We start from the raw sequence: 20,816 nt of genomic DNA on the forward strand, positions 1-20,816 counted from the left end.
AAAGAGAAAAGGAGCACCTGTGTCCACTCCCCCGAGAAACCGGAAGAGACTGGCCGGCGCGGTCGTCGCCACGGCACTCGCCGTGACCGTCGGCAGCGCCCTGGCCGCCCCCGCCTCATCCGCGGCCGCCGCGAGCGGCCCCACCTACACGGTCGGCGTCGGGGCGAAGGGCTCCTGGACGCACCCCGACGACACGCCGGCCTCGCCGTACATCGACAAGGACGGCACGTTCCACTTCGCGCAGGCCCACTCCCTGTACGGCGCGAGCGACAGCCGGCAGTGGACGTTCTTCACCGGCACCACCATGGACGACGCCACCCGCACGCCGGCCATCAGCGACGCGGTGAACCCGGCCAACCCCGACGACAAGAACAACGACACCACCTGGCGGTGCGACAACAGCCCCACCGGCCGCTCGGCGACGTACGCCCCCACGGGCTCGAACTACGCGCGGCGGAACTACTGCGACCTGACCAACGTGTGGGTGGACCCGGACTCCGGCGACTGGTACGGACTGGTGCACAACGAGTTCACCCCGCAGCCCTTCGGCGACGGCCTCCACTTCGACGCCATCGATTACGCCGTCTCCACCGACCAGGGCAGGACGTGGACCATCAGGAACCACGTCATCACCTCGCCGTACAGCACGAAGCGCGGTGACACGACGGCCTTCCCGCAGCAGACGTTCGACTACGGCGACGGCGACCCCCGGCTGTTCGTGGACACCGCGTCGGGCTACTTCTACGTCTTCTACGGCTCCCGCATCGTGGACAAGAACGGCGGCTGGAAGGCGTTCCACGAGCACGCGGCCCGCGCCCCGATCTCCGGGAAGATGGCGCCGGGCACCTGGCAGAAGTGGTACGACGGCGCCTGGACCCAGCCCGGTGTCGGCGGCAGGGAAAGCAACATGGTGCCGGTCGACGCGACCCACCCCACCGGCTACACCCCCGCCGCCGACGAATACGACCCGGCGAACACCGGGACCGCCGCCCAGCAGATCGCGGCCGGCAAGATGCCGCCGACCTCGCCGCTGTTCGTCATGGACGTCACCTACGACGCCTACCTGGGCCTGTACATCGGTGAGCCGCAGGGCGTGGACCAGAGCGGCGACGCACCGCAGCGGTTCTACGCCACGGACGACCTGGCCACGCAGAAGTGGAAGCTGCTCGGGGACACGGGCAACGGCTACGGCACGGCGTCCTGGTACCGCTGGTTCCTGGACAGCGCGAACAGGACCGCCACGAGCATCGTCGGCAAGTCGTTCCGCTCGTACTGCTCCTTCGGCTGCTCGGGCGGCTCCTCCGGCGAGTACGTCGACGTCAGCATCGGCACCTCCGCGCCGGCCGCTCCGGTCGACACGAGCAAGGCGTACCGGATCGCGAGCGGCGACGACCGGGTCCTCGCCCAGGTCTCCGGCAGCACCGCGACCACGTCGTCGGCGACCGCGTCCGGCTCGGACCTGCAGTCGTGGATCTTCGCCTCCAACGGCGACGGCTCGTACCGCATCGCCAACGCCGCCACGGGTGACCTGCTCGGCGTCGACTCCACCAGCACGGCGCAGCGCGCCTGGGGTGCCCGACCGACGGTGACCGCCGCCGGTTCCGGCGGCCCGAGTGTGGGCCGGCAGTGGTGGGTGATCCCCGGCACCACGGCCGGCGGCGCCGCCACCGGCGCCTACCGGCTCGTCAACCGCTACAGCGGCCTGGTGATCGGGCTGTCCGCCGACTCCGGCCGGCTCGCCGAGACCACCCCGGCCCGCTTCTGGACCGACACCAGCGGCAGTTCCGTCGGGGACGCGCGCACCGCGGCCGAGCAGACCCTGACGCTCACCGCCACGGGCCCGGCGCCGTCGTCGCTCGACGGCACCCACACCCTGGTGACGGGCGGCAAGGCACTGGACGACCCGGGCCACAGCACCACCGCCGGCACCCAACTCATCACCTGGACCGCGAACGGCGGCGCCAATCAGCAGTGGCGGTTCACCCGGCAGTCCGACGGCTCCTACGAGCTGAGGAACACCGAGTCGGGACTCTGCGCCGACGTCGAGGGCGGTTCGACGAGCCCCGGGGCCAAGGTCATCCAGTGGACCTGCACCGGAGGCGGCAACCAGCACTGGCGGGTCGAGCGCCTGCCGAACGGCGCCTGGACCGTGGCCTCGGTGCACAGCGGACTGCTCCTGACCACCGCTTCGACGTCCGACGGCGCCGCGGTGACCCAGGAGGCGGACAGCGGTTCCGCGCGTCAGCAGTGGACGATCGGCTGACCACCGGGCCGTGTCGTCAGGCGGCCTCGGGGCGCCGGTAGACGCCCTCGCTCCGGTGCAGATGGTGCAGGTCCACCAGATAGCGCCGGAGCGTCACATGGTCGATGTCGTCGGACTCGTCGCACCAGGCGCGCAGCCGCTCGTTGACGACCCGCTCCGGGTACTCCACGCCCGGTTCGAAGGTCTCCTCGGCGATGTACCGCAGCACCAGCTTCTTACGGGTCCACTGTGCCGGCAGCCGGACCAGCCGGCCGCCCCGGACGAAGGTGTTCAGCACGGCGTCCCTCCCGTCGGCCGGCCGGTCCTCGGCGGAGCGCGCCGGCCGGGCCAGCTCGCGGAAGAGGCCGTAACCGACGGCCAGCCCCCCGTCGGCGCCGTCCGTGCCGGTCACGGCGCCCTGTTCGCGCAGCCGGAGCAGCGCCAGTGCGGTGTCCTTCGCACCGAGCCCGGCCGCCTCGGCGACCCGCGCCGCGCTGTCCGCGCCCAGCGCCACCGCGGCGAGGGCGCGCAGCCTGCGCTCGTCGGCGAGCAGCCCGATCACCTGCCGGGACCGCTCGGCCACGTCCGCACCGGTTTCCGTAAGCCTGTCCGTATCGGCGTCCATGGCGCGGGAGTCTAGGACGGCGGGCCCGGAGATCTCACGGCATTTTCCGGGCGGTGCCGGTGGGTCGACGGCGCTGCCCGAGGCCCGCGCCGAGGGCCTGCTCGGTCCAGATGGTCTTGCCGTGGACGCCGTAGCGGCTGCCCCAGCGGTCGGCGATCTGGGCGACCAGGAAGAGGCCGCGCCCGCCCTCGTCGGTGCTTTTGGCGCGGCGCAGCCGGGGCTGGGTGTTGCTGGGGTCGGACACCTCGCAGACGAGGACGCGCTCGCGGATCAGCCGGAGGGTGACGGGCTCGCCGGCGTAGCGGATGGCGTTGGTGACGAGTTCGCTGACGATGAGTTCGGTGGCGAACACGTGCTCTTCGAGCCCCCAGGCGCCGAGTTGGGCGCGGATGTCGTCGCGGGCGTCGTGCACGGCCGCCGGGTCGGCGGTGTACCGCCATTGGGCGGTGTCCTCGTCGGGTACGGCGCGGGTGCGGGCGAGGAGGAGGGTGATGTCGTCGTCGGACTCGCGGGCGGGCGGCTGGTGCTCGATGATCCGGGTGCCGATCTCCTTGAGGCCGAGGCCGTCGGCGCACAGGGTCCCGAGGCTCCGTCTCAGCCGTTCCGGGCCCTCGGCCAGTCCCCGGCCGACCAGTCCGTCGGTGTAGAGGGCGAGCACGCTGCCGGGCGGCAGGGTGACGCTGCACACCTCGAAGGGGTTGTCGCCGACGCCGAGGGGCGGGCCCGGCACCAGGTCGGCGAACTCGGCGTCGTGGCCGGGCCGGACGATGGCGGGCGCGGGGTGTCCGGCGGACGCCATCTGGCAGACCCTGCTGACGGGGTCGTAGACGAGGAAGAGGCAGGAGGCGCCCACGGTGTCGGGTTCCTCGGCCTCGGCGCCGATGCGGATGACCAGGTCGTCGAGGTGGGTGAGGAGTTCGTCGGGGGCGAGGTCGAGGTCGGCGAGGGTCTGCACGGCGGTCCGCAGGCGGGCCATGGTGGCCGTGGCCCGCAGCCCGTGGCCGATCACGTCTCCCACGACCAGGGCGAGGCGCAGCGAGGACATGGGGAAGGTGTCGAACCAGTCGCCGCCGACGCTCGCCGTGCCGCTCGCCGGCAGGTAGGTGCCGTCGGTCTCGGCGGCCGCGCTCTCGCCGGCCGACGGCGGCAGCAGGCTGCGCTGGAGGACGACGGCGGTGTGGTGTTCCCGGGTGAAGCGCAGCGCGTGGTCGATGGCCAGGGCGGTGCGCGCGCACAGGTCCTTCAGCAGCTGGGTGTCGCCCGCGTCGAAGGGCTCCGGGTCGGTCGTGCGGTAGACCAGGACGTATCCGAGGATGCGGCCGCGCCGGTAGACCGGGCAGCCGAGGGAGGAGCGCATGCCGTCCGGCATCAACTTGGCGAGCAGGTGCGGGTCGTCGCCGAGCAGCCGGCGGGTGGTCGCGGCATCGGAGACGACGACCTCCTCGCCGACGGCGACCCCCTGGAACTCCGGGCGGTCCGGGATCTCCGGCAGGAACTCGCCGACCTGGACCATCGCGCCCGGCCACTCGCCGTCGGCGGCCCGTACGGCGACCCTGCGCAACTGGTCCGCCTGCGGTCCCTGGTACCCGGCCAGCGGCTCCCAGCCCTCCAGGACGTCCTTCCTGAGGTCCACGGAGGCGTAGTCGCCGAGGGCGGGCACCAGCAGGGACGCCAGGTCTCGGGCGCAGTGCACGACGTCGAGGGCGCCCCCGATGCCGACGGCGCCCTCGTAGGCCAGGCTGAGCCGGCGGTGGGCGCGGTACTGCTCGGTGAGCTCTGTGGCGACGACCACGACGCCCGAGGGCCTGCCCCTGGCGTCGGTGATGCGCAGGCAGGTGAGGGACACCATCCGCTCGGAGTCCGGCGGGCCGATCCGGTACTCGGCGCCGACGACCGGGGCGCCGCCGGCCAGGGCGCGGCGGACGAGGTAGCGGGCGCTCGCGCCCCCGCTGGCGTCCCGCAGCTCCTCCAGCCAGTCGGTCCCGGCGGGCCACAGGGCCTCGAAGGTGCCGTTGGTACGGACCGTGCGCAGTCCGGTGTCGAGGAACGCGGCGCCCATGTGCTCCTGGTCGAGCAGGGCACGCGCCAGGGCGGAGTCCTCGTCGAGGGGGGCCGGTGAGTCCGGCGGTACGGCGACGAGGAACGCGCTGCCCCCTTCGGGCCCCCGCTCGACGCGTACGTCGGCCTCGACCAGCTCACCGGAACGGTGCCGCAGCCGGCGCGTACGGGGGTGGTGGTACGGCGCCGGGGCCGGGGCGGGGGCGCGGGTTCCCGGTGGTGCCAGGAGGTCACGGGCGGGGGTTCCGGTGATCTCGGCCTCGGGCCAGCCCAGGAGTTCCGCCGCGGAGCGTGACCACCAGACGATCCTGCCGCGCCCGTCGACGAGCGCCGCCGGCACACCGTCGAAGGCCGTCGCCCCCCGGCCGGCGTCCGCGGGCCGCGTCACATCGCGCCCCCTCGCCCGATGAGGCACACGCGTCCAAAAGCGCGCGAGCGGGACCGCACCCGATTCAGCTCCACCTGCCCAGGATGCGCCATACCGAGCCACCGGGCACGCGGAGCCCGACGGCCTCCGACGGTCCCGGCGCGTCCGGCGATTCCACCCCGGCCGGCCCCGCGACCTGCAACGAGCCCGACCCCAGCAAGCGCGTGGAGTCCGCCCGGCCGGCCCGGTGACCTCCAACGATCCCGACCCCGTCGAGTCCGCCCCGGCCAGCCCGGTGGCCCCGGCAAGCGGGGCCTCGTCGATTCCGCCCCGCCTGGCCCCGGCACGGCGGCGAATCACCGGTCCGTGCCCGCCGCACGGGGGACACCCCGGCCCGTTGAAAGGGTGATGCGCGGCTGATCACCCGTGACCACGCCCGCTCGGAGCCGTTGAAGGGGAAGTGCGGTGGCTGGATTCGCCCCCGCGCTTTCCAGCTACTGAAGGAGAACGTGATGTCTCGCATCGCGAAGGCAACCGCCGTTGCTCTCGGCACCGGTGCCGTGGTGATCAGCGGGGCCGGTCTGGCGATGGCCGACGCGGGCGCCCACGGCCTGGCCGCCGGCTCGCCCGGTGTCGCGTCCGGCAACCTGGTCCAGGTTCCGGTGCACGTCCCGGTCAACGTCTGCGGGAACACCGTGGACGTCATCGGTGCGCTGAACCCGGCGTTCGGCAACGTCTGCGCCAACGTCAGCGGCGACGACGAGGGCGGCATGCCCGGCACCCCCGGTACCCCCGGCGCCCCCGGCGGCTACGGCAACTGACCCTGTCGTACGGACAGGCGCGCAGCAGAGCCCCGGCACCTTCAGGTGCCGGGGCTCTCGCGTCGCCCGGGACGGACGGTTCACGCGTAGCGGTAGATCCGGCTCAGGTCCTCCAGTTCGTCCGGGGTGATGTTCCACGGCGGGAGTTTCTCGTGCCGGGCGACGACCCGTCCGTGCTGCTTGTCGTGGACGCCGGGCGGTTCGGCCGGCAGGTAGCGGTGCTCACGGTGCGCGTGCTGCCAGCGCTGCCACTGCAGGTCGATGAAGGCGTGGTGCAGCCAGAACGCGGGGTCGTTGACGGAGGCGCCGCTCACCATGGCGCCGCCCACCCAGCGGTGCACGAGGTTGTGGTTGCGCCACGAGACGCTGCCGTGGCCGGTCCCCCAGCCCTCCAGCGTGTTGCGGAAGCCCCGGGTGACGGTGGAGTCCCAGGGCGAGACGTCGTAGGCGCTCTGGTCGAGCGCCTTTTGCAGTTCGCGCCGGGTGGGCAGTTGGAGGGGGGCGGCGGCGCGGCCCAGGTCCCGGGTGAGGAACTTGCCGTCGGTGAGGCCCACCTTGATGGGCCAGTGGCCGGCCGAGTAGGCGAACGGGCCGCTCATCACCTGCCGGTCCGAGCGCCGCCCGTTGCCGCCGAGCAGGTCGTTCGTCCAGGGCACGGAGGTCGTCGTGCGGTCCCGGGTCCAGTCCCAGTACGGCACGGTCACCGAGTCGTCGACCCTGCGCAGGGCCTGCTCCAGGTCGAGCAGGAACTTGCGGTGCCAGGGCAGGAAGGAGGGCGCCATGTGGGCGGCGCGCAGGCCGGTCTCGCCGTCGGCGGTGTAGTAGTCGATGTGCGTCCGCACGAACTCGTCGTACTGCCCGCGCTTCTTGAGCTCCAGCAGCGCGTTGACGAAGCGCCGGCGTTCGCCGCCGGTGAGGTTGCGGACGTTCTTACGCACGTACGCCATGGTCACCCCCCATGTGCATGCGGCCCGGCGCTCCGCCCATCGGGCCGGGCGCGAGGTCGCGCAGCCGCCGGCCGCGCAGTTCGTCGACGGCCGCGCGGGTCGCCGCCAGCGGGGTGGGGTACGAGCTGTAGTGGTCGATCATGCTCAGCCAGCTGCCGTCGGCGCGCCGCATCAGGTGCAGGGGGCGGTCGTCGACGGTGACCTGCCAGTCGGCGTCCGCCGCCGGCCCTCCCGCCGCCGGCCCTCCCGCCACCGGGACGGGCACGCCCCGGATGCGGCGGCCCCGGTACGTCTCCTCGAAGGAGCCGCCGGGGAGGCCGCCCGGTGGGGGTGCGGGGCGGGAGGCGGCGACGACCGGGGCCAGCGCCAGGGCGGCGAGCGAGGCGAACAGCCCCCGTGCCGCGTCTCTGCGCGAGGGCTTCCCCGCCCTGGCTCCGCCCCGTTGCTGGGCACCCACCGGCACGCCACCGACACCGACGACCATCGCTCACTCCTCGTCCGGGTTCAGCTGTCACCAGCGCTAACCGGATCAAGGGCGCCGGGGTCACCGGGGGACGGCCATCCGGTGGGTGGTCGTCCCGCTACAGTCCCGGGCCCAGGCCCAGGTCGGCGCCCGGGACCGTCTGCAGGACGGGGGCGATGACACCGAGGTCGGGCATCTTGAGGGCGGGGAGGCCGGCGTTGTCGGGGTCGGGCGGGGTCAGCGGGGCGTCCGCGGCCAGGCCGGGGCTGACGGCGCGCAGCGCGGAGGCGGGGGCGTCGAGGCTGAGGTGGTCGAAGCCCTGGCCGACGAGGTGCGGCAGCGGGGTGCGCAGGTTCGCGCCGGGCAGCGCGCCGTTGAGGGGCACCTGCGGCAGCACCTGCTCGGGCAGGAGCCGGCCCTGGACGTAGCGGGGGCCCTCCGGCGCGCCGGGGATGATCAGCGGCATCTCCAGGCCCAGTTGGGGCACCTCCGTGTGGAGGGACTTCGAGACACCGTCCAGCGGTACCGGAACGGGGACCGTGGGCACCGCGGCGGCGGCGGGCGTGGCCGTGGCGCCCACGGCGGCCGCGATGCCCGTGACGACGGCGGCAAGGGTTCCTCGGGTGGTCGACTTCATGTCAGGTACGGTGCCTTTCGGGATGCTGGGCAGGATGCTGGGTTCGACGTCCGTACCGCGTAACGAGCCGGAATTCGGCTTCAGTTCACAATTCCCCCGAGTGCAGCAACAGTCGTCTCGTCACTCATCGGCTCGTCACTCTTCACCTCGTCACCTCTTCCTCTCGTCACCTCTTCGGCTTTCGTCATCGTCAGCTCGTCCAGAAGTCCCACCAGCGGGTGAGCACGAGCATGCCGACGACTCCGGCGTGCAGCAGCACGAGCACCCAGGTGAACTCGGCGAAGAAGGTCCGCAGCCAGTCGGGCGCGGGCAGGAAGCCGTGGCGTACGACGGCGGAGGTGACGTACCAGAAGATCAGGATGGTCGCGGCCCAGGCCAGGCAGCACCACAGGCACAGCGCGTTGATCCGGTACAGCGACTCGAACTGCAGCCAGGAGACGAACCCGATCCCGAACAGGCAGCCGGCCCAGAACAGCAGCCAGTACCAGCCGGGGAAGCGGGCACCGGCGAGCAGGCTCATGCCGACGCAGACGACGATGCCGTAGGCGACCAGGCCCAGCATCGGGTTGGGGAACCCGAACACCGAGGCCTGGTCGCTCTTCATGACGCTGCCGCAGGACACCACCGGGTTGAGGCTGCAGCCGGGGACGAAGCGCGGGTTCTTCAGCAGCTTGAACTCGTCCAGGGTGATGACCCAGGAGGCGAGCAGCCCGGCCGCCCCCGAGAGCACCAGCAGCGGGCCGAGCCGTCTGCCGCCGGCCGGGGTCCCGGTCATCAGCCGCGCAGGCTGCGGGCCGGCAGGACGACGTGCGCGGCGGCGGTCAGGGTCTCCTCGGCGTCGGCGAACGCGGCGAGCGCGGCGGGCTCCACGGGCTTGCCGGGCTCGCCCTCGGGCCAGGCGCGGGTGGTGAAAACCAGGTAGGCGTAGCCGCGTTCCTTGACGGCGGCGAGCCACTCCGGCGGGGCGTCGCACTGGGCGACGAGCTGCGGCATGTTGAGGACGGCCTGGCCGGCCTCGACGAGCAGGGAGACGGGCAGGCCGGGCTTGCCGGTGCCGTCGACCAGGTCGCCGCCGACGGGCAGGCCGTTGCGGTCGAGCAGCTGCCGTACGGCGGCGGAGGTCGCCTCCGGGCCGCCCTCGGCGTCCCCGAGGGAGTAGGCCAGCAGGTACGGCATGTCGGATCCGTCGGGGGCCTCGCCGCTCCAGGCCAGCACGACGAGCGTGCCGGCTTCGGCGGGGCGCTTCTCGGTGGGGGTTGAGGTCACCGCGCGACCCTATCGACGGCGGCCGTCCGGCCCCGGCGGCTTCTCACCCGTGTGGACCAGCGCCCGGCGCGGCTCCACACGATCGGGCGACGCACCCCGCAAACACCGGAGCCGGTGCCGCGGGTGCGGTACCGGCCCGGTGGGTGAGGCGTCGTCAGCTCTGCAGGGGCAGGCCGCCGAGCAGCGGGTTGTGCTGGTTGAGCGCGGTGGTGGCGCCCTTGACCGTGTTGAGCACGGAACCCTTGTTCTCGGTGTCCAGGGCGTCCGACTGGTGCTGCAGCGGCATCACGTCGTGCACGGTGAGGGGGCCCTCGGTGATCCGGTTGACGGCGCCGTTCAGGCTGGTGGGCGTCACATCGGTGGCGCTCTGGGCGAACGCGGGCGCGGCGACGCCGGCGAGGGCCACGGATCCGGCAACGACAGCGGCGGCCTTCAGGGACTTCATCGTGTTCCTTTCTTCGGCAACTCACGTCACCGCAGGGCGTTCTGACGCCGTGCCCAACGAGTTCCGGGCGGGCGGGAAACCCCACTGCCGACAAGACATATGAAATCCCTGAGGTCCTCGCGTCACCCCGTCGGCAGCGCCGGCAGGGAGGGCAGGGTGGTGGGGGCGGTGGCGGGCAGCGTGGACGGCAGACTGCTGGTCAGGCCGCCGAGGAGTCCGCCGGTCAGCGAACCGAGGGCCGAGGTGAGCAGGCCGACGACGCCGCCGATCAGGCCGGTGACCGCGGACGGCAGCCCGCCGAGATCGCCGGAGGTGAGCGCGCCGAGCAGGTTGTTCAGCGCGTCCTGGAGCGAGCCGAGGAGGTCGGAGCCGGTGTCGCGGGGGGTGCGCGCGGTGCGGCTGTCGCCGTTCTTGCCGGGCACGGTCAGGGTCGCGGTGCCGGAGGCCGTGGACGTCGTGTTGCCCGTGGCGCCCGCCGTGTCCGTCGCGTCCGTCGAGTCGGTGGCGTCCGGGATCGACGCGGTGATCTTGCCGATGGCGGCGTTCAGGTCGTCGACGAACGCCTGCGTCTGGGCGTCGCTCAGGTCACCGTTCTTCAGGGCCTGGGCGACCAGGTTGTCGACCTTGGTGCCGAGTTGGTCGAGGAAGGTGTCCAGGTCGTCCAGTGGTCCCGCCTTGGTCACGGCCGTGCCGCGGGCCCTCGCGGTGGCCGCCGCCTTCGCCCGGAGCACCGCGGCCCGGACCTTGGCCTGGCCCAGCTGTGCGGCGAGATGGGCTCTGACCTGGGCGAGCAGCGCGTCCGCGCCGTGAGCGGGCGCGCGGGATACGGCATGGTCGCGCTCCCGGGCCGAGTCGGCGGCGAGGGCGGCAGGGCCGGTGATGCCGACCAGGAGGGCGGCGCTGAGGGCGCTGGACGCGAGACGCCGCGCGGGCAGACCACGCATGGGGTGTTCCTTTCGATGAGCACAGGGGACCTGAGCCCACCGTGGGATCACCAGCGGTCGACCGCAATCGGCGTGATCCATCCGGGGGGAGGGCCTGGGCCGGACAGGCCCTCGCATGCGACCGGCCGCCCGTCCGCAGCAGTGGCGCGGACGGGCGGCCGGTGGAAGGGGCGCGTCCCGACGTCAGTCGTTGACGCAGGTGTTGCCGAACGCCGGGTTCAGCAGACCGATGACGTCGACGGTGTTGCCGCAGACGTTGACCGGAACGTGGACCGGGACCTGAACGACGTTGCCCGACAGCACGCCCGGCGAGTGGGCGGCGGCGCCGCTCGCGCCGGCGTCGGCGGCGGCGACGCCGGCGGCGCCGGCGACGGCCGCGACAGCGGCGGAGGTCAGGACCAGGCCCTTCGCGATACGCGACATGGAGAGGTGCTCCTTGGGATCGACACAAACATCCGGGCGGGGTGCCCGGCGCTGTGTCAACGCGTGGAGCGCTCCGGGGTTGTGCCGCCAACGGGGTGAACCGTGAATCGACCTCTTCACCGATCCGACACACTTGCCCGGTTTCTCCGGATTGGTCCATATAGCCACTAGAGTTGCCGACCTCTCCAGCCCCGTGCGAAAGGGCAGCCCGGTCATGCGCACTCCCCCTGGTCCGCTTCCCCGCAGGACGACGCGCACCGACCCCGCCCCGGCCCGCCCCGCGCTTCACTCCCGCGCCCGGAACGGCGCCCGTAACGGCACGCGGACCGGCGCTCGTACCGGCTCCCGGACCACCCCCGGGCGCGCCCCGGTGTCGTACGACGGCGAACGCGCCCTGACGGACGCCCCGTTCGCCCTCCCGCCGGTTCCCGTCCCCCTGAGCGCCGCCACCGCTACGCCGGACGGCGTACCCGGCCCCCCGATCATCGCACCGGCCCCGGCACCCGTACGGCGGATGCCGTACTACGCCGGACGGGTCGGCCACCGGCGCACGGCCCGCGTTCACCCGTCCGGTCCCGCGCCCACGGCCCGCGACGGCCGCCTCCGCCGCACGTGTGACGTGTTCGATCTCCAGTCGGCCCCGCGGACCGGTGGTGACCAGCCGGGCCCACGGCTCGTTTCCCACCGGGACGCGGCGTGGGCCGGCGCGCTCTTCGCCGCCGGGGACGCCCGGTAGCAGCGCGTCCCGACCGCCGTCCCGTGCGCCCCGTGAGCGAGGTAATCCGCGAATGCACCAGTCAGCACCCGACCCCCGGCCACGGGTCCTGCACCTCGCACAACCGGTCGACGGCGGTGTCGCCCGGGTCGTCCTGGACCTGACGGAGGCCCAGCTCGCGGCCGGATTCCGGGTCACGGCGGCCTGCCCCGGGGGCGACCTGGCCGCGGACCTGCGGGACCGGGGCGCCGAGGTACGCCTGTGGCGGGCCGGCCGGTCACCGGGGCCGGGCCTGCCGGGCGAGGTCCGGCGGCTGGGCCGGCTGATCGAGGACGTACGGCCCGAACTGGTGCACGCCCACAGCGCGAAGGCGGGACTCGCCGCCCGGCTCGCCGTACGCGGGCGTATCCCGACCGTGTTCCAGCCGCACGCCTGGTCGTTCGAGGCGGTCGGCGGAGCCACCGCGGCGCTCGCCCTGCGCTGGGAACGGTGGGGGGCGCGCTGGGCCGACCGGGTGGTGTGCGTCAGCGAGGCGGAGCGCGCGACCGGTGTCTGCGCCGGGGTGCGCGCCTCCTACGCCGTGATCCCCAACGGCATCGACCCCGAACGCTTCTCCCCCGCGGCCGCCGCCCCCGTCCGGTCCGTGCTGCTGCCGGACCTCGACCCGGCCGCCCCGCTCGTCGTCTGCGTCGGCCGGCTGTGCCGGCAGAAGGGCCAGGACGTGCTGCTGCGGGCCTGGCCGCGGGTGCTCGCCGACGTGCCGGACGCCCGGCTGGTGCTGGTCGGCGACGGCCCGGACCACGACGCGCTGCGCGCCCACGCCCACCCCTCCGTGCTGTTCGCGGGGGCCGTCGCCAACACCGTGCCCTGGTACCGGGCGGCCGATCTGGTGGTGCTGCCCTCGCGGTGGGAGGGCATGGCCCTCGCCCCGCTGGAGGCGCTGGCCTGCGAGCGGCCCGTCGTCCTCACCGACGTCGACGGCGCCCGGGAGAGCCTGCCGTCCGCCCTCGCCACGCGCTGCCTGGTCCCGCCCGGCGATCCGGCGGCGCTGACCGCGGCCGTCACCGGGCTGCTGCCCGACGCGGCGCTGCGCGCCTCGCTCGCCGGCCAGGGCCGCCGGCACGTCCTGTCCACGCACGACGTGCGGCACACCGCCCAGCGGGTCGCGGACCTCTACCGCGAACTCCTCGGCGCCCGGCCGTCCGTGCCCACCGAGCGCAGGGAGTCCATCCACTCGTGACTGCGGAAAGCATCCCCTCCCCCGGCACGCCCGGCGCCCACCCCTGGGACCACGGACTCTCGCCCGTCTCGGTCATGCCGACCCGCCCCGCCCGCGGCTTCCGGCTCCCCCTGCGGCGCCCGCCCGCGCGGCCCGCCTCACCACTGCCGCTGCTCGCCGCCGACCTGCTGGCCGCGGCGGCCGCCCTGGCCGGCGCCGCGGCGGCCGACACCGCCGTACGCCACCCGCTGCCGGCCGCCGTCCTGGTGGCCGGGGTGCTGCTGCTGCGCCCGCGCGGCGCGCGGCCGGTGTCCGGCGTGCTCGACGAACTGCCGTCCGTCTGCGGCCGGATCGCGGTCGTCTGGCTGGCCGTGGCCGCCCTGCTCGGCGCCTACGACCCCGGGCGCGCGCTGTCCGCCCGGACCCTGCTGCTCGGCTGGACCCTGCACGCCGTGGCGGCCTCGGCCGGTCGGGGCGTGCTGCACTGGCGGCGCCGCCTCGCGCTGCTGCGCCGGCCGCGCACCGCCCTGGTCATCGGCCCGGCCGCGACCGCGCAGCGGGTCGGCGCCGCCCTGCTGCGGCACCCGCGCTGCGGGGTACGGCCGGTCGGGGTCGTCGCCGAGCACCCCACCAGCCTGGACGACCTCGGGCTGCCCGTGCTCACCAGCGGCGAGGAGGTGGAGCGGGCGCTCATCCAGAACGGGGTGCGCGTGGTGCTCACCGTGGACCCGGCCGTGCGGAGCGAGAGGGCGCCGCTGCTGCGGGCGCTCGCCGAGTCGGGGTGCACGCTGTGGGAGGTCGACCCGGAGTGCCCGGCGTACGAGACGCACCACCAGCTCGCCGGGTTCTCGGTGCGCCGCGTCGACCTGGGCGCCCGGCGGTACGGCAGCGCAGGGAAGCGGCTACTGGACGTCCTGGTGTCCGGGACGCTGCTGATGCTGGTCAGCCCGGTGCTGCTGGTCTGCGCGGCGGCCCTGCGGATCATCGACGGCCCCGGGGTGGTGTTCCGGCAGGAGCGCATCGGCAGGGGCGGGCGCCCCTTCACGCTGCTGAAGTTCCGCACGCACCGCCCGGTCGACGAGCACGAGTCGGCGACCCGGTGGAGCGTGGCGGGCGAGCACCGGATGGGCCGCTTCTGCCGGTTCCTGCGCACGACGTCGCTGGACGAGCTGCCGCAGCTGTGGAACGTCCTGTCGGGTGACATGAGCCTGGTCGGCCCGCGCCCCGAACGGCCCTACTTCGTCGGCCAGTTCAGTCAGGCCTACCCGGGATACGCGGCCCGCCACCGGATGCGGACCGGCATCACCGGGCTCGCCCAGATCCACGGGCTGCGCGGGGACACCTCGATCGAGGACCGGGCGCGGTTCGACAATGCCTACATCGACAACTGGTCCCTCTGGCAGGACGTCTGCATCCTGCTGCGCACCGCGACCGCGCTCGTGCGCTCGACGGGGAGCTGACCGATGAGCCTCGTCCCGCCCCCGTCACCGCCCCTGCGCCTCCCCCCGCGCCTCTCCCCCGTCCTGGCGGCGGTGGCCGTGCTCGTGCTGCCGGCGCTGCCCGTCGCGCCCGCCGGCGAGGGCGGCGCGGGTCCCGCCGACGCGCTGTCCGCGCTGGTGGTCGCCTTCACCGTCGTACGGCTGCTGCGGGCGCGGCGGCGTCCGCTGACCCGGACCGCCGCCGTCGTGCTGGGCCTCCCGGTGGCCGGACTCGCGCTCGCCGCCATGGACGCGGTCTCGCCGGGGGCCGGGATCAACGGCCTGGGCCGCTATCTGCAGATCTTCGTCCTCGTGCCCGCCGCCGTCGTGCTCCTCATCCGCGACCGGCGCGACTTCCGGCTGCTGGCCTGGGCGTTCGTCGCGCTCGCCGGCTGGGAGGGGGCGGTCGGCGTGCACCAGTACCTCACCGGCACCGGCGCCTCCTACCAGGGCGAGGACATCCGGGCGGTCGGCACGTTCGGCGCGCAGGACGTGATGGGCATGGCGACCGTCGTGTCGTTCGGCCTGGTGTGCGCGGTCGGCCTGGCGCTGGGCCGTACCCCGGTGCGGGAACGGACGATCGCTGCGGTCTGCGCGGTCGCGCTGCTGCTGCCGCTGGCCCTGTCCTTCAGCCGGGGCGCCTGGATCGCCACCGCCGCGACCCTCGCCGTCCAGCTGGTGCTGGCCGGGGTACGGCGGGCGCTGAAGATCGGGGCGGCCGTCGTCGCGGCCGGGGTGCTGCTGGTGGGCGGCCTCGGGGTGGGCACGGCGATGCTGCAGGAGCGGATCGACAGCATCACCCAGGTCACCGACGCGCCCGACCAGTCCGTCACCGACCGGTACACCATGTGGGCGGCGGCGACCGACATGTGGCGGCAGCACCCGCTCACCGGGGTGGGCCTCAAGGGCTTCCCCGAGTACCGGGACGGGCACGCCTCGCTCGCGCTGTCCTCCGGCAGCGACACGGGGGGCGCGGGCGCGGCCTTCCGCAAGCAGCCGCTGCTCTCCCCGCACAACATGTACCTGCTGGTCCTCAGCGAGCAGGGACTGATCGGCCTCCTCTGCCTCGGGGGCTCCTGGCTGGCCCTCCTGGTGTGCGCGCTGCGCGGCCTGTGGCGCACGCGGCGGTCCCGCGTCCCCGCCCTGGACTGCGCGCTGGCGGCCTGCGGCCTGCTCACCTGGCAGCTGATCGACTTCGTCTACGCCGACATCGGCGGCCCCTCCACCGTCCTCACCGCGGTCTGCTTCGGCCTGATCGCCTGGTGGTCCCTGATCGGCGGCACCCACGCCGACCCGCCCGGCCCGGACACCGCCCCCGTCCCCGTCGCCGGCCCCGGCCCCGGGAAGGCCGTGGCCCGATGAAGGTGAGGCCCTCCCGGAACCAACGCGACCCAGTCCCCGAACCCCGTCCCGGACCGGTTTCCGGCACCGGCACGGAAGGGGCGGCCACACCGGCCCGCACCGAACCGACCCCGCCGCCCGGAGAGGCGCTGCCCGGTCCGCGGGGGGACGCGCTGACGGGTCCGACCGGAGACACGCGGACCGGTCCGCGGGATGCGGCGCCCGGTCACACGACCGTGTGTGCGTCCGGGCCGGCGTCCGCCGGCGGGCTCGTCGCGCCCACGCCCGCCCGGCCGCCTCTCGCCGCCCCCGCGGTGCCGTCGCTGCCCCCGGCCCCCGCGCCACCGGAATCGGCCGGGCCCGAACACGAGCCGCTCACCCGGGGTTTCCTCGCCAGGGCGACGCTTGTCACGGCCGCGTTGTCGGTCGCGGGGGCGGTGCTGGGGCTGGTGCGGGACCAGTCGCTGGCCCGGTTGTTCGGGGCCGGGGAGGACACCGACGCGTTCCTGGTGGCCTGGACCGTGCCGGAGTTCGCGGCGACGCTGCTGATCGAGGACGGGCTGGCGTTCGCGCTGATCCCCGCGTTCAGCGGGGCGCTGGCCCGGCGGGCCCAGGGCGCACCCGGCGACCCCGTGCGTTCCCTGGTGGCCGGCATCCTGCCCCGCCTCGCGCTCGCCTTCGCCGCGGTGGGCGCGCTGCTCGCCGTCTGCGCCCGGCAGGTGGTCGAGGTGCTGGCGCCGGGCCTGCCCGACCCGGGCCTCGCGGTCGACTGCACCCGGCTCACCGCGACCTGCGTCCTCAGCTTCGGCCTCGCCGGCTTCTGCAGCGCGGCCCTGCGCGCCCACCGCCGCTTCCTGGCGCCGGCCGCGATCTACGTCGCCTACAACGTCGGCATCGTCACCGCGATGTTCACCCTCCGCGGCCACTGGGGCGTGCGCTCGGCGGCGTTCGGAGTGGCGGCGGGGGGTGTGCTGATGGTCGCCGTACAGCTGCCGTCGCTCGTACGGCAGTTGCGGCGCAAGGGCGCCGAAGGGATGGCTGCCGGCGGCGCCGGGACACGGCCCGTGAACGTCAGCCTGCTCGCGACCGTGCTGCTGTTCGCGCTGTGCCGGCAGTCGCAGGTGCTCATCGAGCGGTTCCTCGCCTCCCACCTGCCCTCCGGGGCCATCTCGCACCTCAACTACGCCCAGAAGATCGCCCAGATCCCGATGACGCTGTCGATGATGCTGTGCACCGTCACCTTCCCGGTGGTGGCCCGCGCGCTGGCCGACGGCGACACCGAGCGGGCCCGCGGCCGGGTGGAGCGCGACCTGGCGCTGGCCTCCTGCCTGGTGCTGCTCGGCACGGCGGCGGTCGTGGCCTGCGCCCCGCAGCTCGTCGAACTCCTCTTCCAGCGGGGTGAGTTCACCGCACGGGACACCGCGGCGACGGCCGGGGTCATGCGGGTGTACGCCCTCGGTCTGCTGGGCCAGACCCTGACGGGCGTGCTGGTCCGCTCCTACTTCTCGGCCGGCCGCGCCACCTGGTACCCGGTCGGCGCGATGACCGTCGGCATCATCGTGACCTCCTGGATCGGCGCCTGGACGATCGGCCCCTGGGGGGTCACCGGGGTCGCCGCCGCCAACGCCGCCGGCATCACCGTCACCGCCGGTCTGCTGCTGGCCGGCATGGGCCCGCGCAGCGTGCCGGTCCGGGTCCGGGGCGTGCTGCGCGAGCTGAGCCGGCCGCTGCGGGCCGCCGCCGTGGCCGGCCTCGCCGGGGCGTTCGTGGCGGGCCGGTTCACGGCACCCCTCGCGGGCCTGGCCGCCGGGACCGCCACCGTGACCGTCGTGTTCGTCCTCCTCGGCCTGGCGCTGGGCGCCCACGGCTTCGCTCCCGCACTCCGATTCGTCCGCACCCGCACCCGAAGGCTCGCCCATGCCGTCCTCCGTTGAGTCCGCCTCGTGCGCCGGCTCCGCGCCCCTGACGCGGCCCGGCCCCGCCCCGTGGATCGCCATGTACCACTCGGTGGGCGACCGCACCGAAGACCCGTACCGCATCACGGTCACGCCCGGCCGGCTGGAGCGGCAGTTGCGGTGGCTGCGGACGCGGGGCCTCAGGGGCGTGTCGGTGGCCGAACTGCTCGCCGCCCGGGGCCGGGGCGAGGGACGCGGACTGGTGGGGCTCACCTTCGACGACGGCTACGCCGACTTCCTCGGCAACGCCCTGCCTCTGCTGTCCCGTTGGCAGTGCACCGCGACCCTGTTCGTGCTGCCCGGCCGGCTCGGCGGTGCCAACGCCTGGGACCCGCTGGGCCCGCGCAAGCCGCTGCTCAGCGCTGACGGTGTCCGCCGGGTCGCGGAGGCGGGCGTGGAGATCGGGTCGCACGGCCTCACCCACGTCGACCTCACCCGCGCCGACGAGGCCACCCTCAAGGCCGAGACAGCCGAGAGCCGGGCGCTGCTCACCGAGTTGACGGGTGCCCCGGTGACGGGCTTCTGCTATCCCTACGGCACCCTCGACCCGCGCGCGATGACCGCCGTACGGGCGGCCGGCTACCGGTACGCCTGCGCCATCGACCCCGGCCCGCTGACCGGCCCGTACGCCCTGCCCCGGGTGCACGTCGGGCAGAGCGACACCACCCTGCGCCTGTTCCTGAAGTACCGGCTCCACCGGTTGCGCCGACGTCCAGTCGAGGGGCTGCGGTGAAGGCGCTGCACATCATCACCGGGCTGGGCATCGGCGGTGCCGAGCAGCAACTACGGCTGCTGCTGCGGCACTTGCCGGTCGACTGTGACGTGGTGACGCTGACCAACCCGGGGCCGGTGGCGGACGGGCTCGCCGCCGACGGGGTACGGGTGACACACCTCGGCATGGCCGGCAACCGGGACCTGGCCGCGCTGCCCCGCCTGGTCCGGATCATCCGGCGGGGCCGCTACGACCTCGTGCACACCCACCTCTACCGGGCCTGCCTGTACGGCAGGATCGCCGCCCGGATCGCCGGGGTCCGGGCGGTCGTCGCCACCGAACACTCCCTCGGCGACTCGCAGATGGAGGGCCGGCCGCTCACCGCCGGGGTGCGGGCGCTGTACCTGGCCGGTGAGCGGCTGGGCCGGGCCACGGTCGCCGTCTCACCCACGGTCGCCGCCCGCCTCGGCCGCTGGGGCGTGCCCGCACCGCGCATCGAGGTGGTGCCCAACGGCATCGACCTGGACCGGTTCCGGCACGACCCCGGGCGCAGGCGGCGCGCCCGTGCCGCCCTCGGGCTGCCCGACGACGCCTTCGTCATCGGCGGCATCGGCCGCCTCGCCCCCGGCAAACGCTTCGACGTCCTGATCCGCGCTCTCGCCCAACTCCCCTACGACAGCTACCTGCTGCTGGTCGGCGGGGGCCCCGAGGAGCCCGCCCTGCGCCGCATCGCACGCGAGGCGGGCGTCACCGACCGCGTGCTGTTCGCGGGCGAGCGCCCCTACTTCACGGAGGCGGCCCCGGCGGACGCCGGACCTGAGGGTGCCCAGGGAGCCGTCGTCGGCAACGGCTGCGCCGGCGGCATCGAGGGCGCCGGGACTTCCCCGGGCCCGGACCACCCGGACCGGCTCGGCGCCCTGCGCGACCGAGCCGCCACCACGCGCGGCCGTGCCGACGCCACACCCGGCCGGGCCCCCGAACCCCTCGCACCCGGCGCCCCGGAGCAGCCCACCGGCTCCCCCGCCCCGCACGCCCCCTCCTTCGCCCCCCACCTCGATCTGCCCGCGCTGACCTCCGCCATGGACGTCCTCGCCTCGCCCTCCGCGGAGGAGGCCTTCGGGCTGGCGGTGGTCGAAGGGCTCGCGGCGGGGCTGCCGGTGCGGTACGCGTGCTGCCCCGCCATCGAGGATCTGCCGCCCGCGGCCACCCCGCACGCCGTACGGGTGCGGGGCGGGGCCGACGCCTACGCCCGCGCACTCGCCGCCGTCCGGGCCGCCGGTCCGGGCCCGCGCGCCGTGCCCGAGGCGGCCCGCCACTACAGCATCGCCACCAGCGCCGCCCGGCTCATGGACGTCTACGCGACGGCGCTCGCCCGCCCGGTCCCTTCGTCCCGATCCTCCGAGGGAGTCAGTCCGTCATGACCGACAACAAGCACCACCACAGCACCCGTTTCGCCCGTCTCCGCGCGCTGCCTCCCTGGTCGCTGGTCGCGGCCGGCGTCCTCGCGGGCGGGCTGCTCGGCGGCGGGTACGGGGTGCTCAAGCCCCCGGCGTACACGGCCACCAGCTATGTCGTCGTCGTACCCACCGAGAAGTCCGACACGGCCACCGCGCTCGGCTTCGCGCAGGCGTACGGCCGGGTCGCCACCCAGCTCGCGGTGCTCGACGACGCACAGGTGCGGGCCGGGGTACCGGTCGCCACGCTGCGCGAAAGCGTGCGCACCGCGACCTCGCCGGACGCGCCGATGGTCTCCGTCACCGCCACCTCCGCCCACCCCTCGCAGGCCGCCGCCATGGCCAACGCGGTCGCCCGGGCGCTCACCGAGCACGCCAACGACACCAAGGCCGACACCCACGTCGAACTCCTGCAGTTCTCCCGCGCGGTGAAGCCGACCGAGCCGGCCTCGGCCTCGCCCACGGTGACGGGGCTCGTCGGGGCGAGCGCGGGCGGGCTGCTCGGCGGCCTGGTGCTGCTGGTCCGGCCCCGGCGGCCCGAGGAGGAGCCGGTGCGGGCCGCCTCCGTGCCCGGCCCGGCCATCGCCGCCGACAGCCACGGTCAGCTGTGACGGCCACCCACCCGGCGCGCCCTTCGCACCTCGCGCCGCCCGCGCCGCCCCGCACCACCGAACTCGTCACCGAACTCGTCACTGACGAGACCG

The 20,816-nt window shown here is 74.6% G+C and carries 20 protein-coding genes; 10 read left to right on the forward strand and 10 right to left on the reverse strand.

Going from position 1 to position 20,816, the window contains the following annotated elements; all coding sequences use genetic code 11:
• The first annotated feature begins 19 nt into the window (after positions 1-19).
• Positions 20-2,263: an RICIN domain-containing protein gene (locus tag ABZ854_RS06685; protein ID WP_361205322.1), complete on the forward strand. Its 2,244-nt coding sequence runs from the start codon at positions 20-22 to the stop codon at positions 2,261-2,263.
• A gap of 16 nt (positions 2,264-2,279) precedes the next feature.
• Here ABZ854_RS06685 and ABZ854_RS06690 read toward each other — a convergent pair whose 3' ends face one another.
• Positions 2,280-2,867, reverse strand: coding sequence for a DUF2087 domain-containing protein (locus tag ABZ854_RS06690; RefSeq protein WP_361205325.1), 588 nt, complete (start codon positions 2,865-2,867; stop codon positions 2,280-2,282).
• A 34-nt stretch (positions 2,868-2,901) separates the two neighbouring features.
• Positions 2,902-5,313: a SpoIIE family protein phosphatase gene (locus ABZ854_RS06695; protein WP_361205328.1), complete on the reverse strand. Its 2,412-nt coding sequence runs from the start codon at positions 5,311-5,313 to the stop codon at positions 2,902-2,904.
• A gap of 491 nt (positions 5,314-5,804) precedes the next feature.
• Between ABZ854_RS06695 and ABZ854_RS06700 the strand changes: the two genes are divergently transcribed.
• The gene (locus ABZ854_RS06700) at positions 5,805-6,113 is read left to right on the forward strand and encodes a chaplin (RefSeq protein ID WP_361205330.1); all 309 of its coding nucleotides are present in this window, start codon (positions 5,805-5,807) and stop codon (positions 6,111-6,113) included.
• Positions 6,114-6,193: 80 nt separating this feature from the next.
• On the opposite strand, the gene ABZ854_RS06705 is transcribed toward ABZ854_RS06700, so the two are convergent.
• The 8 genes from ABZ854_RS06705 to chpG form a co-directional block, all read right to left on the reverse strand.
• On the reverse strand, positions 6,194-7,060 hold the full coding sequence (locus ABZ854_RS06705) for a tyrosinase family protein (protein ID WP_361205333.1): 867 nt from the start codon (positions 7,058-7,060) through the stop codon (positions 6,194-6,196).
• Positions 7,044-7,544 carry a tyrosinase family oxidase copper chaperone gene (locus ABZ854_RS06710; protein WP_361205336.1) on the reverse strand — a complete coding sequence of 167 codons (501 nt, stop codon included), beginning with the start codon at positions 7,542-7,544 and terminating at the stop codon, positions 7,044-7,046. Before ABZ854_RS06710 ends, ABZ854_RS06705 begins: the two co-directional genes overlap by 17 nt.
• Before the next feature lie 97 nt (positions 7,545-7,641).
• Positions 7,642-8,160: a hypothetical protein gene (locus ABZ854_RS06715; protein ID WP_361205339.1), complete on the reverse strand. Its 519-nt coding sequence runs from the start codon at positions 8,158-8,160 to the stop codon at positions 7,642-7,644.
• Positions 8,161-8,350: 190 nt separating this feature from the next.
• A complete protein-coding gene (locus ABZ854_RS06720) occupies positions 8,351-8,935 on the reverse strand; it encodes a vitamin K epoxide reductase family protein (protein WP_361205342.1) in 585 nt (194 codons plus the stop codon).
• Positions 8,935-9,426 (reverse strand): DUF5949 family protein, encoded by a 492-nt coding sequence (locus tag ABZ854_RS06725; protein ID WP_361205345.1) that lies wholly within the window; start codon positions 9,424-9,426, stop codon positions 8,935-8,937. The genes ABZ854_RS06720 and ABZ854_RS06725 overlap by 1 nt, the downstream gene beginning before the upstream one ends.
• A 154-nt stretch (positions 9,427-9,580) precedes the next feature.
• The gene (locus ABZ854_RS06730) at positions 9,581-9,871 is read right to left on the reverse strand and encodes a hypothetical protein (protein WP_129309113.1); all 291 of its coding nucleotides are present in this window, start codon (positions 9,869-9,871) and stop codon (positions 9,581-9,583) included.
• 122 nt (positions 9,872-9,993) lie between these two features.
• Positions 9,994-10,815 carry a hypothetical protein gene (locus ABZ854_RS06735; RefSeq protein ID WP_361205349.1) on the reverse strand — a complete coding sequence of 274 codons (822 nt, stop codon included), beginning with the start codon at positions 10,813-10,815 and terminating at the stop codon, positions 9,994-9,996.
• A 183-nt stretch (positions 10,816-10,998) separates the two neighbouring features.
• Positions 10,999-11,238 carry a chaplin ChpG gene (chpG, locus tag ABZ854_RS06740; protein WP_361205352.1) on the reverse strand — a complete coding sequence of 80 codons (240 nt, stop codon included), beginning with the start codon at positions 11,236-11,238 and terminating at the stop codon, positions 10,999-11,001.
• 214 nt (positions 11,239-11,452) lie between these two features.
• On the opposite strand from chpG, the gene ABZ854_RS06745 reads away from it, so the two are divergent.
• The 8 genes from ABZ854_RS06745 to ABZ854_RS06780 all read left to right on the forward strand — a co-directional run bounded on the left by ABZ854_RS06745 (position 11,453) and on the right by ABZ854_RS06780 (position 20,723).
• Positions 11,453-11,974 carry a hypothetical protein gene (locus tag ABZ854_RS06745; protein ID WP_361205355.1) on the forward strand — a complete coding sequence of 174 codons (522 nt, stop codon included), beginning with the start codon at positions 11,453-11,455 and terminating at the stop codon, positions 11,972-11,974.
• Between the two features lie 52 nt (positions 11,975-12,026).
• Complete coding sequence (locus ABZ854_RS06750) at positions 12,027-13,193, forward strand: glycosyltransferase (RefSeq protein ID WP_361205358.1); 1,167 nt, start codon at positions 12,027-12,029, stop codon at positions 13,191-13,193.
• Positions 13,190-14,632: a sugar transferase gene (locus ABZ854_RS06755; protein ID WP_361205361.1), complete on the forward strand. Its 1,443-nt coding sequence runs from the start codon at positions 13,190-13,192 to the stop codon at positions 14,630-14,632. The genes ABZ854_RS06750 and ABZ854_RS06755 overlap by 4 nt, the downstream gene beginning before the upstream one ends.
• Positions 14,633-14,635: 3 nt before the next feature.
• On the forward strand, positions 14,636-16,012 hold the full coding sequence (locus ABZ854_RS06760; protein ID WP_361205364.1) for an O-antigen ligase family protein: 1,377 nt from the start codon (positions 14,636-14,638) through the stop codon (positions 16,010-16,012).
• Between the two features lie 302 nt (positions 16,013-16,314).
• Entirely contained in the window at positions 16,315-17,925 is a 1,611-nt protein-coding gene (locus tag ABZ854_RS06765) for a lipid II flippase MurJ (RefSeq protein WP_361205723.1), read from the forward strand.
• Positions 17,909-18,679, forward strand: coding sequence for a polysaccharide deacetylase family protein (locus tag ABZ854_RS06770; RefSeq protein WP_361205367.1), 771 nt, complete (start codon positions 17,909-17,911; stop codon positions 18,677-18,679). The genes ABZ854_RS06765 and ABZ854_RS06770 overlap by 17 nt, the downstream gene beginning before the upstream one ends.
• Positions 18,676-20,079, forward strand: coding sequence for a glycosyltransferase (locus ABZ854_RS06775; RefSeq protein ID WP_361205370.1), 1,404 nt, complete (start codon positions 18,676-18,678; stop codon positions 20,077-20,079). Before ABZ854_RS06770 ends, ABZ854_RS06775 begins: the two co-directional genes overlap by 4 nt.
• On the forward strand, positions 20,076-20,723 hold the full coding sequence (locus tag ABZ854_RS06780; protein ID WP_361205372.1) for a lipopolysaccharide biosynthesis protein: 648 nt from the start codon (positions 20,076-20,078) through the stop codon (positions 20,721-20,723). Before ABZ854_RS06775 ends, ABZ854_RS06780 begins: the two co-directional genes overlap by 4 nt.
• Positions 20,724-20,816 lie beyond the last annotated feature (93 nt).

Source organism: Streptomyces sp. NPDC047028 (genome assembly GCF_040644095.1).
Classification (GTDB): Bacteria; Actinomycetota; Actinomycetes; order Streptomycetales; family Streptomycetaceae; genus Streptomyces.

Coding starts and splice junctions, on each gene's coding strand:
- ABZ854_RS06690 (WP_361205325.1), bottom strand. CDS start 2,867: ATGGACGCCGATACGGACAGGCTTACGGAAACCGGTGCGGACGTGGCC.
- ABZ854_RS06700 (WP_361205330.1), top strand. CDS start 5,805: ATGTCTCGCATCGCGAAGGCAACCGCCGTTGCTCTCGGCACCGGTGCC.
- ABZ854_RS06705 (WP_361205333.1), bottom strand. CDS start 7,060: ATGGCGTACGTGCGTAAGAACGTCCGCAACCTCACCGGCGGCGAACGC.
- ABZ854_RS06710 (WP_361205336.1), bottom strand. CDS start 7,544: ATGGTCGTCGGTGTCGGTGGCGTGCCGGTGGGTGCCCAGCAACGGGGC.
- ABZ854_RS06715 (WP_361205339.1), bottom strand. CDS start 8,160: ATGAAGTCGACCACCCGAGGAACCCTTGCCGCCGTCGTCACGGGCATC.
- ABZ854_RS06720 (WP_361205342.1), bottom strand. CDS start 8,935: ATGACCGGGACCCCGGCCGGCGGCAGACGGCTCGGCCCGCTGCTGGTG.
- ABZ854_RS06730 (WP_129309113.1), bottom strand. CDS start 9,871: ATGAAGTCCCTGAAGGCCGCCGCTGTCGTTGCCGGATCCGTGGCCCTC.
- ABZ854_RS06735 (WP_361205349.1), bottom strand. CDS start 10,815: ATGCGTGGTCTGCCCGCGCGGCGTCTCGCGTCCAGCGCCCTCAGCGCC.
- chpG (WP_361205352.1), bottom strand. CDS start 11,238: ATGTCGCGTATCGCGAAGGGCCTGGTCCTGACCTCCGCCGCTGTCGCG.
- ABZ854_RS06745 (WP_361205355.1), top strand. CDS start 11,453: ATGCGCACTCCCCCTGGTCCGCTTCCCCGCAGGACGACGCGCACCGAC.
- ABZ854_RS06750 (WP_361205358.1), top strand. CDS start 12,027: ATGCACCAGTCAGCACCCGACCCCCGGCCACGGGTCCTGCACCTCGCA.
- ABZ854_RS06760 (WP_361205364.1), top strand. CDS start 14,636: ATGAGCCTCGTCCCGCCCCCGTCACCGCCCCTGCGCCTCCCCCCGCGC.
- ABZ854_RS06770 (WP_361205367.1), top strand. CDS start 17,909: ATGCCGTCCTCCGTTGAGTCCGCCTCGTGCGCCGGCTCCGCGCCCCTG.
- ABZ854_RS06780 (WP_361205372.1), top strand. CDS start 20,076: ATGACCGACAACAAGCACCACCACAGCACCCGTTTCGCCCGTCTCCGC.